This is a genomic window from Massilia sp. CT11-108, from assembly GCF_047302915.1.
Classification (GTDB): Bacteria; Pseudomonadota; Gammaproteobacteria; order Burkholderiales; family Burkholderiaceae_D; genus Telluria; species Telluria orientalis.
This window is the reverse complement of sequence record NZ_JBKYMO010000212.1, coordinates 1-9,561: the sequence shown is the minus strand read 5'-3', so window position 1 is coordinate 9,561 and position 9,561 is coordinate 1. Positions and strand designations below refer to the sequence as shown.

The window sequence follows — 9,561 nt, the reverse complement described above, 5'->3', positions numbered from 1 at the left end:
ACCGCACGCCGCAGCTGCAGACGATCGTGGCGCCGACGCTCGTGATCCACGGCGCGGCCGATCCGCTCGTACCGCTCGCGTGCGGCGTCGACACGGCGCAGGCGATTCCCGGCGCCCGCCTCGAAGTCATCGAGGGCATGGGACACGACCTGCCGCCCCAGCTGCTGGAGCGGCTCCTCGCCTTGATCGACGCCCATGCGCACGGTAAGATGGCGCCCGACTCGACACCAAGGCTCTTCGTCAAACAGTGACCATCCAACAACCGGGCATTGCCCTCATCGCGCCGGGCAGCTACGCGCCCGAGCCGGAAGCGATCCCGCGCGGCATCGCGCGCCTCGAAGCCCAGGGCATCCTGGTCCACAATTACTACAAGCACGAAGAGCGCCACCAGCGCTTCGGGGCCACGGACGCGGAACGCCTCGCCCAGCTGGAAGCGGCGGCCGCCGACCCGGACGTGCAGGTCGTCATGGCCATCCGCGGCGCCTACGGCATGACGCGCCTGCTGCCGCACATCGACTTCGAACGCATGGCCGCCAGCGGCAAGATCTTCGTCGGGTACTCCGACGTCACGGCATTCCACATGGCGCTGTATGCGAAGACGGGCGCCATCAGCTACGCCGGGCCCATGTTCACGGCCGACGTGGGCACGGCCGAGCCGAACGAATTCACGCTGAACGATTTCTGGCATTGCCTGGCCGGTCCCACGCACACGATCTCCGGCCACGGCGCGGTGAACCCGCGCCTCGACGCGACGGGCATCGTCTGGGGCGGCAACCTGGCGATGATCATGTCGCTGATGGGCACGCCGTACTTCCCGCGCATCGACGGCGGCATCCTGTTCCTGGAAGACATCGCGGAGCACCCGTTCCGCGTGGAGCGCATGCTGCTGCAGCTGATGCAAGCCGGCGTGCTGGACAAGCAGCGCGCCATCGTGCTGGGCGATTTCTCCGGCTACCGGCTCGGCGCGAACGACAACGGCTACAACTTCGACGAAATGCTGGCGTATGTCCGCGCGACCTTGCCCGTGCCGGTGCTGACGGGGCTGGAATTCGGCCACATCGCCCGTCACGTGACGATTCCGTTCGGGGCGCACGGGCATTTGCAGTGCGACGGCGGGCAGTGGTCGCTGACCATGTCGGGTTACCCGACACTCAAGACCGGCTGACGCAACGCCCTTCCCACAGTGGTAAAATGTGCGGTTAATTGAATCACCACGCGAAGGTTTCCCAGTGCTCAGTACAGCCAACATCACGATGCAGTTCGGCGCCAAGCCGCTGTTCGAAAATATTTCCGTCAAGTTCGGCGACGGCAACCGTTATGGCCTCATCGGCGCCAACGGCTGCGGCAAGTCGACCTTCATGAAGATCCTCGGTGGCGACCTCGAGCCGTCCGCCGGCAACGTCAGCCTCGACCCGCACGAGCGCCTCGGCAAGCTCCGCCAGGACCAGTTCGCCTACGAAGACGTGCGCGTCCTCGACGTCGTCATGATGGGCCACACGGAACTGTGGGAAGCCATCCGCGAACGCGACGCCATCTACGCGAATCCGGAAGCGACCGACGAGGACTACATGAAAGCGGCCGAGCTCGAAGGCAAGGTCGCCGAATACGACGGCTACTCGGCCGAAGCGCGCGCCGGCGAACTGCTGCTGGGCCTGGGCATCGCCACCGACCTGCACCAGGGCCCGATGAGCGCCGTGGCGCCGGGCTGGAAGCTGCGCGTGCTGCTGGCGCAGGCCCTGTTCTCGGATCCGGACATCCTGCTGCTCGACGAACCGACCAACAACCTGGACATCCACACCATCAGCTGGCTGGCCGACATGTTGAACCAGCGGAACTCGACGATGATCATCATCTCGCACGACCGCCACTTCCTGAACTCGGTGTGCACGCACGTCGCCGACATGGACTACGGCACGCTGAAGGTCTATCCGGGTAACTACGACGACTACATGGAAGCGTCGACGCAGGCCCGCAACCAGCAGCTGGCCAACAACGCGAAGGCGAAAGAGAAGGTCGCCGAGCTGCAGGACTTCGTGCGCCGCTTCTCCGCGAACAAGTCCAAGGCCCGCCAGGCCACGTCGCGCGCCAAGATGATCGACAAGATCAAGATCGAGGAATTCAAGCCGTCCTCGCGCGCCTATCCGTTCGTCCGCTTCGAAGGCGAGAAGAAACTGCACCGCCTGGCCGTCGAGACGGAAGGCCTGTCGAAATCGTACGACCGCCAGCTGTTCAAGAATTTCTCGATCATGGTCGAGGCCGGCGAGCGCATCGCGATCATCGGCGCCAACGGCGCCGGCAAGACCACGTTGCTGCGTTGCATCGGCAGCGCCCCGATCACGGGTCTCGACGCCGACACCGGCCGCGTGAAGTGGGCCGAGAATGCGAATCCGGGCTACATGCCGCAGGATCCGACGGAAGAATTCGCCACCGACCTGAACCTGACCGACTGGATGGGCAAGTGGACGAAGGAAGGCGACGACGACCAGGCCGTGCGCTCGATCCTGGGCCGCCTGCTGTTCGGCGGCGACGAGGTCAAGAAGTCCGTGCGCGTGCTGTCCGGCGGCGAGAAGGGCCGCATGATGTACGGCAAGCTGATGCTGGGCCGCCACAACGTGCTGCTGCTCGACGAGCCGACGAACCACATGGACATGGAATCGATCGAGTCGCTGAACATCGCGCTGGATAAATACGCAGGCACCCTCATCTTCGTGTCGCACGACCGCGAGTTCGTGTCGTCGCTGGCGACCCGTATCCTGGAGATCAAGGAAGACCGCATCATCGACTTCCAGGGCAATTACGAGGATTACCTCAAGAGCCAGGGTCTCGACTGATTGGAGCTTGTATCCCATGAATACCATTGCCCCCGTTAAAGTATTTGAATACGACCGGCCGGTTGGCGGCGTGTGCTCCACCGCCGAGGCCTGGGCCCGTACCCCGTCGCCGCTCGAAGTCGAACAAAAGACCGCGCTGAAGGACCGCATCCGCCGCCTGCTGAAGGAGCGCGAAGCCGTCCTGGTCGCGCACTACTACGTCGATGCCGACCTGCAAGACCTTGCCGAGGAAACGGGCGGGTGCGTGTCGGACTCTCTGGAAATGGCGCGCTTCGGCCGCGATCATCCCGCCAGGACGCTCGTCGTGGCGGGCGTGCGCTTCATGGGCGAGACGGCGAAGATCCTGAGCCCGGAAAAGACGATCCTGATGCCGGACCTGGACGCGACCTGCTCGCTGGACCTGGGCTGCCCGGCCGACGAGTTCGCCGCGTTCTGCGACCAGCATCCGGACCGCACGGTCGTCGTCTACGCCAACACGTCCGCCGCCGTGAAGGCGCGTGCGGACTGGATGGTGACCTCGTCGATCGGCCTGGACATCGTCAAGCACCTGCACGACCAGGGCAAGAAGATCCTGTGGGCGCCGGACCGCCACCTGGGCTCGTACATCCAGCAGCAGACGGGTGCCGACATGCTGCTGTGGCAGGGTTCCTGCCTCGTGCACGACGAGTTCAAGGGCATCGAACTGGACCTGCTGCGCGCGGAGTACCCGCACGCGAAAGTCCTCGTGCACCCGGAATCGCCGGCCAACGTCGTCGCCCAGGCGGACGTCGTCGGCTCGACCACGCAGCTGATCAACGCGGCGCAGACGATGGATGCGACGCACTTCATCGTCGCCACCGACAACGGCATCCTGCACAAGATGCGCATGGCGGCGCCGGGCAAGACCTTGATCGAAGCCCCGACGGCGGGCAACAGCGCCACCTGCAAGAGCTGCGCGCACTGCCCGTGGATGGCGATGAACGGCCTGCAGAACCTGGCCGACGTGCTGCAAGCCTCTGACAGTAAAAACGAAATCTTCGTCGATCCGGAAATCGGCAAGCAGGCCAAGCGCGCCATCGACCGCATGCTCGACTTCGCCGCCGCCAAGAAAGCGAAGGCACTGCCGACCGGCGCGCTGGAGCAGGAAGCCAACCTCTTCAAAGGAATCGGTCCCGCATGAGCAATCTCCGCAACCCTTACGCCGACGAAGGCCAGTTCGACGACAAGCTGCAGGCCGCATTCGAACAGAACCTGCTGGCCGCGCTGCTGGAAGACGTCGGCAGCGGCGACCTGACCGGCAAGCTCGTGCCGGAAGCACCCCGCGCGAAAGCGCGCGTGATCGTGCGCGAGCAGGCCGTCCTGTGCGGCGCGCCGTGGTTCGAAGGCGTCATGCGCGCCGTCGACCAGGACATCGAGATCGACTGGAAATATGCCGAGGGCGATGTGATGGCGGCCGACAGCGTCGTCTGCATGATCGAAGGCTCGCCACGCTCGCTGCTGACGGCGGAGCGCTCGGCGCTGAACTTCCTGCAACTGCTGTCCGGCGTCGCGTCGGCCACGCGCACCTATGTCGACGTCATCGCCGGCACCAGGGCGCAGATCCTCGACACGCGCAAGACGCTGCCGGGGCTGCGCCAGGCGCAGAAGTACGCCGTGCGCGTGGGCGGCGGCGCGAACCAGCGCATGGCGCTGTACGACGGCATCCTGATCAAGGAAAACCACATCGCGGCCGCGGGCGGCATCACGCCGGCGCTGCAGGCGGCGACCGCGCTGAACGCGGGCGTGTCGATCCAGATCGAGGTGGAGTCGATCGCCGAACTGGAAGAAGCGCTTGCGGCTGGCGCAACGTCGGTCCTCCTCGATAATTTTGACCTGGACATGATGTGCGAAGCGGTGCGCATCAACGAGGGACGGGCGTTGCTGGAAGCGTCCGGCGGCATCAATATGCAGACCGTACGTGCGATCGCCGAGACCGGGGTCGACCGGATTTCGATCGGCGGCCTGACCAAGGACGTCAAGGCGACGGACTACTCGCTGCGCATTATTGGCTGAGAGCCCCACGACCGTCGTCCCCGCCTGCGCGGCAACGACGGTGTTTTTACGTCCCGCTCTCGCTGGCCCTCGCCAACGCCTCCGCCTGCGGATTCCTCCGATACACGGACTCCCCAACGCGCCCCGCGATCTCGTCGACCGCGGCCAGCACCTTCTCCGGGTGCGCATAGTGCGTCATGTGCCCGACGCCGGGCTGCAGCTGCAGCTCGCTGTCCGGCAGGCGCTCGTCCAGCCGCTCCGAGTTGTGGCCGAAGTCGACGATCTTGTCCTTCGTGCCGGCCATCACCACCACGGGCACCTTCAGCTCCGGATAACGCCTGGCCAGCGCCACGGCCGACGGCACCATCAGCGCCGTCTCCGCCGCGCTGGCGCGCAGCTGGCTCGGACGCAGCAGCATCCATACGGGCAGGTCGCGGAAACGGGCGTCGACCGGCTGCGGCGAGAACACGCGCTTCGTCAGCGGACGCCACAGCATGCGCGTGACGAGCGGCGAGATCGTGTACCGCATCAAATCGCCCACGATCGGGATCGCGGGTCCGGACAGCAGCGGCACGTCCGCGCGCAGGCTCGGGTAGTAATAACCCGACAGCAGCACGAGACCGCGCACGAAGTCCGGCACTTCCAGCGCCATCGACAGCGCGACGAGCGTGCCCCACGAGTGGCCCAGCACGATGGCCGAATCGACGCCGATCTCCTGCAGCGCGTGATGGAGCAACCGCGCCTGGGCTTGCGGCGTCCACACCTTGCTGCGCGGCCGCTCGCTGTAGCCGAAGCCGGGGCGGTCGAACGCGATCACGCGGTAGTGCTCGGCCGCCTTGTCCATCAGGCCGCTCGTCTGGAAATCGCTGGCCAGCACGCCGTTCCCGTGCAGCAGGACCAGCGCGGGGCCGCTGCCCCGTTCCACGTAATGCAGGCGCACGCCGTCGACCTTGACGAAGCGGCCCTGCGGCGGATTCTCCGCCTCCGCCTGTTTCGTTTTCGAACGCACATAGAAATAAGAGGCCGCGAGGCCGAGACCGGCCAGCAATGCGCCGGCCTGCCAGGGTTTGACACCAGTGCTGCTTAACGTTTTCGTCACAGTATTCCCCCGTCGAGTGGTATGGATGGCGTGTCTCGCTCCGTCTGCTCCGAACCTTTGATGAGCATGTCCAGCGCGAGCGGGAGCACCCGCTCGGCCGATTCTTCGATCTTGATGTCGAGGAGGTCGTCGGCGCGCGTGCGGCCGAGGTTGATGGCGGCGATCGGCTTGCCGGCGGCCCGCGCCATGCGGCAGAACCGGAAGCCGGAATAGACCATCAGCGACGAGCCGACGACCAGCAGCGCGTCCGCCCGTTCCATCTGTTCCAGTGCGATGGCCGTGCGTGCCGGCGGGACGTTATCGCCGAAGAAGACCACGTTGGGCATCAAGATCCCGCCGCAGCACGTACAGTACGGCAGCCGGAAGCTGGCGAGTTCCGTCGGTTCGACGGACGCATCGCCATCCGGCAGCGGCGTCGCATTGGCACCCGCCATGTGCGGATTGAAATCTTCCAGCTGCCCCTGCACGAAGGCGCGCGGGAAGATCGCCGAGCATTCGAGGCACACGACCGTATGGATATTGCCGTGCAATTCCAGCACGCCGTGCGATCCGGCCTGGCCGTGCAGGCCATCGACGTTCTGCGTCAGCACGGAACCGATCCTGCCGATCCGCTCCAGCCCCGCGATCGCGGCATGACCCCGATTCGGCCGGGCCTGCGCGAGCACGGGCCAGCCGATCATGCTGCGCGCCCAATAGCGCCGCTGCACGGCTTCGGATTTGCGGAAATCCGGGCCGTGGATCGGGGGTTTGCCGCGGCGGGTGCCATCGCGGTCGCGGTAATCGGGAATGCCGGATGCCGTCGACAACCCCGCGCCCGTCAGTACGAGCGCGCGCGGGTGGCGGTCGAGGAATGCGGCGATCCGCGCCGCGTGGTCGTGGACGGTGAATGCTTCAGCCATCTTGATGTGCTCCTTCCGCCGGGATCGTAACATCTCCGATGCCCGCACAGAAACACGTTACGGCTGCTTCAACGTTTGGCGGACACGACGATCCCGCCGACGATCAGCAGGAACGCGAGCACGTGGTAGGCATGGGGCAGCTCGCCCAGGAAGGCGGACGACAGCAGCGCCGTGAACAGCGGCGTCAGGTTGACGAAGAAGGCACCGATGCCCGGCCCGGCACGGCGGATGCCCGCGCCCCACATGGCGAACGCGAGCACGGCCGGGCACACGGCCACGAACAGCAGCGCCGCCACGACGGGCCAGCTCCACGCGATGGCTGCCGCGCCCAGCGACCACTCGACGCCGGCAAAACCGGCCGACCACAACAGCCCGAACGCCACCTGCGCGCCGAGGAACGCGGCCCAGTCGGCGCGCAAGGCCGGCTCGTCCCGCGGCTGCAGCAGCATCCAGCTGTAGAACGACCACGCGATGGTCGCGAGGATCATGTACAGGTCGCCCGCGACGAGGCGCAGCGCAAGCAGCTGGCCGACGTCACCACGGCACAGCACGACAAGCACGCCGACGATCGACAGCAATGCGCCGATCACCTGGCGCGTCCGTACGGCCACGCCATAGAACAGCCGCCCGACGAGCATCATCCACACGGGCATGCCCGAGGCGACGAGGGTGACGTTGATGGGCGTGGAGCTTTGCAGCGCGAGATACTGCAGGGAGTTGTACATGCCGATGCCCAGCAGCCCCAGCAGCGCATAGCGGTGCCAACGGGTGCGAATCGCGTCCAGCACGCCGGCCTGGCGCAACGTCGCCCACCCGAGCGGCAGCAGGACGGCCAGCGCGATGACCCAACGCAGCAGGTTCAGCGTCATCGGCGGCACGGCCGCGCGCACGAGCCGTCCCACGATGGCGTTACCCGCCCACAGCAGGGGCGGGACGGTCAGCAGCAGGACGGTCGACGGCGTAAGCTTCTGAATCATCTACCCGAATTAGCGGCGGCGCGGCGTCAGCACGCTGGGCAATGCCTTCGGCAGCGTATCCGGATAGTCGCGCGAGAAATGCAGGCCGCGGCTTTCGTGGCGCGACAGCGCGCTGCGCACGATCAGGTGCGCCACCTCGACGAGGTTGCGCAGCTCCAGCAGGTCGTTGGTGACGCGGAAGTTGCGGTAGTACTCGTCGATCTCTTCCTTCAACAGCTTGATGCGGTGCTGCGCGCGTTCCAGGCGCTTGGTCGTGCGCACGATGCCGACGTAGTTCCACATGAAGCGGCGCAGCTCGTCCCAGTTGTGGGCGATGACCACTTCCTCGTCCGCATTGGTGACGCGGCTTTCGTCCCACGCGGGCAGCGCGGGCACGTCGACCGACGGCGCCGCGGCGATCTGGTGGGCGCACGCGCGGCCGACGACGAGGCATTCCAGCAGCGAATTGCTGGCCAGGCGGTTGGCGCCGTGCAGGCCCGTGTAGGCAGTCTCGCCGACGGCGTACAGGCCCGGGATGTCGGTGCGGCCGGACAAATCGGTCACGACGCCGCCGCACGTGAAGTGGACGGCCGGCACGACGGGAATCGGTTCCTTCGTGATATCGATGCCCAGCTCCAGGCAGCGCGCGTAAATCGTCGGGAAGTGTTCCTTGATGAATTCCGGGCTCTTGTGCGTGATGTCCAGGTGGACGTAGTCGATGCCGCGCTTCTTCATCTCGAAGTCGATGGCGCGGGCGACGACGTCGCGCGGCGCCAGTTCCCCGCGGTCGTCGTGCGCGGGCATGAAGCGCGTGCCGGCCGCGGGTCCCGCCTCGGGCGGCAGCTTCAGCAATCCGCCTTCGCCGCGCACCGCTTCCGTGATCAGGAACGATTTCGCGAACGGGTGGTACAGGCAGGTCGGGTGGAACTGGATGAACTCCATGTTCGACACGCGGCAGCCGGCGCGCCAGGCCATCGCGATGCCGTCGCCCGTCGCGGTGTCGGGGTTCGTCGTGTACAGGTAGACCTTGCCGGCGCCTCCGGTGGCGAGCACGGTGTGCTCCGCCTCGAACGTCTGCACCCTGCCGCTCTGTTCGTCCTGCACGTACAGGCCATGGCAGCGCGGCTGGCCGACGAGGGCCGGTCCGGCATGCACGCCGTCCGGCTGCAGTTTATCGGACGTGATCACGTCGATCGCGCAGTGATGCTCGAACAGGGTGATGTTCGGGTGCGCGCGCACTTTCTGTTCCAGCGTCACCTGCACGGCGTGGCCGGTGGCGTCCGCGGCGTGGATGATGCGGCGCTGGCTGTGACCGCCCTCGCGGGTCAGGTGGAAGCCGAGTTCCGCTGTCTCGTCGCGGGTAAACGGCACGCCTTGCTCGATCAGCCATTCGATCGCCTCGCGCCCGTGCTCGACGATGTAGCGGGTGGCCGCTTCGTCGCACAGGCCGGCGCCGGCGACGAGGGTGTCGGCGATATGCTGGTCGTGGCTGTCGCCCGAGTCCAGCACGGCGGCGATGCCGCCCTGCGCCCAGTTGCTGGCACCGTCGAGGAGCTCGCGCTTGGAGATGATGGCGACCTTGCGGGTTTGCGCCAGATGAAGGGCAACCGACAGGCCGGCGAGGCCGCTGCCGACGATGGCTACGTCAAATTTCATCGCACTCTCTTGGTTTTGCTTTTGTAAAGAGGCATCACTATAGACGATTTGGCGCGGGCATGTGGAAGATGCCGCTGTTCAGCATCCCCCGCGGACGCTCCCCGGCGCGT

Annotated in this window: 9 protein-coding genes; 5 read left to right on the top strand and 4 right to left on the bottom strand. The window is 66.4% G+C overall.

What is annotated here, in order from left to right:
* From ACEN88_RS17300 to nadC, 5 genes are all read left to right on the top strand, one after another.
* Nucleotides 1-251 (top strand): alpha/beta fold hydrolase (locus tag ACEN88_RS17300; protein ID WP_413341497.1); only part of this gene is annotated, 251 nt, incomplete at its 5' end.
* Entirely contained in the window at nt 248-1,165 is a 918-nt protein-coding gene (gene ldcA, locus ACEN88_RS17295) for a muramoyltetrapeptide carboxypeptidase (RefSeq protein WP_413341496.1), read from the top strand. The genes ACEN88_RS17300 and ldcA, both read left to right, overlap by 4 nt.
* A 64-nt stretch (nt 1,166-1,229) precedes the next feature.
* Nucleotides 1,230-2,831: an ABC-F family ATPase gene (locus ACEN88_RS17290; RefSeq protein WP_105377246.1), complete on the top strand. Its 1,602-nt coding sequence runs from the start codon at nt 1,230-1,232 to the stop codon at nt 2,829-2,831.
* Nucleotides 2,832-2,847: 16 nt separating this feature from the next.
* Entirely contained in the window at nt 2,848-3,990 is a 1,143-nt protein-coding gene (gene nadA, locus ACEN88_RS17285) for a quinolinate synthase NadA (protein WP_413341493.1), read from the top strand.
* On the top strand, nt 3,987-4,862 hold the full coding sequence (nadC, locus tag ACEN88_RS17280; RefSeq protein WP_413341491.1) for a carboxylating nicotinate-nucleotide diphosphorylase: 876 nt from the start codon (nt 3,987-3,989) through the stop codon (nt 4,860-4,862). Before nadA ends, nadC begins: the two co-directional genes overlap by 4 nt.
* Before the next feature lie 46 nt (nt 4,863-4,908).
* Here nadC and ACEN88_RS17275 read toward each other — a convergent pair whose 3' ends face one another.
* From ACEN88_RS17275 to nadB, 4 genes are all read right to left on the bottom strand, one after another.
* Complete coding sequence (locus ACEN88_RS17275; RefSeq protein ID WP_413341489.1) at nt 4,909-5,940, bottom strand: alpha/beta fold hydrolase; 1,032 nt, start codon at nt 5,938-5,940, stop codon at nt 4,909-4,911.
* Nucleotides 5,937-6,839, bottom strand: coding sequence for an NAD-dependent protein deacetylase (locus ACEN88_RS17270; RefSeq protein ID WP_413341487.1), 903 nt, complete (start codon nt 6,837-6,839; stop codon nt 5,937-5,939). Before ACEN88_RS17270 ends, ACEN88_RS17275 begins: the two co-directional genes overlap by 4 nt.
* A 68-nt stretch (nt 6,840-6,907) precedes the next feature.
* Nucleotides 6,908-7,816 carry a DMT family transporter gene (locus ACEN88_RS17265; protein WP_413341485.1) on the bottom strand — a complete coding sequence of 303 codons (909 nt, stop codon included), beginning with the start codon at nt 7,814-7,816 and terminating at the stop codon, nt 6,908-6,910.
* A gap of 9 nt (nt 7,817-7,825) precedes the next feature.
* Complete coding sequence (gene nadB / locus ACEN88_RS17260) at nt 7,826-9,499, bottom strand: L-aspartate oxidase (RefSeq protein ID WP_413341499.1); 1,674 nt, start codon at nt 9,497-9,499, stop codon at nt 7,826-7,828.
* Nucleotides 9,500-9,561: the final 62 nt, after the last annotated feature.

Coding starts and splice junctions, on each gene's coding strand:
- nadA (WP_413341493.1), top strand. CDS start 2,848: ATGAATACCATTGCCCCCGTTAAAGTATTTGAATACGACCGGCCGGTT.
- nadC (WP_413341491.1), top strand. CDS start 3,987: ATGAGCAATCTCCGCAACCCTTACGCCGACGAAGGCCAGTTCGACGAC.
- ACEN88_RS17270 (WP_413341487.1), bottom strand. CDS start 6,839: ATGGCTGAAGCATTCACCGTCCACGACCACGCGGCGCGGATCGCCGCA.
- ACEN88_RS17265 (WP_413341485.1), bottom strand. CDS start 7,816: ATGATTCAGAAGCTTACGCCGTCGACCGTCCTGCTGCTGACCGTCCCG.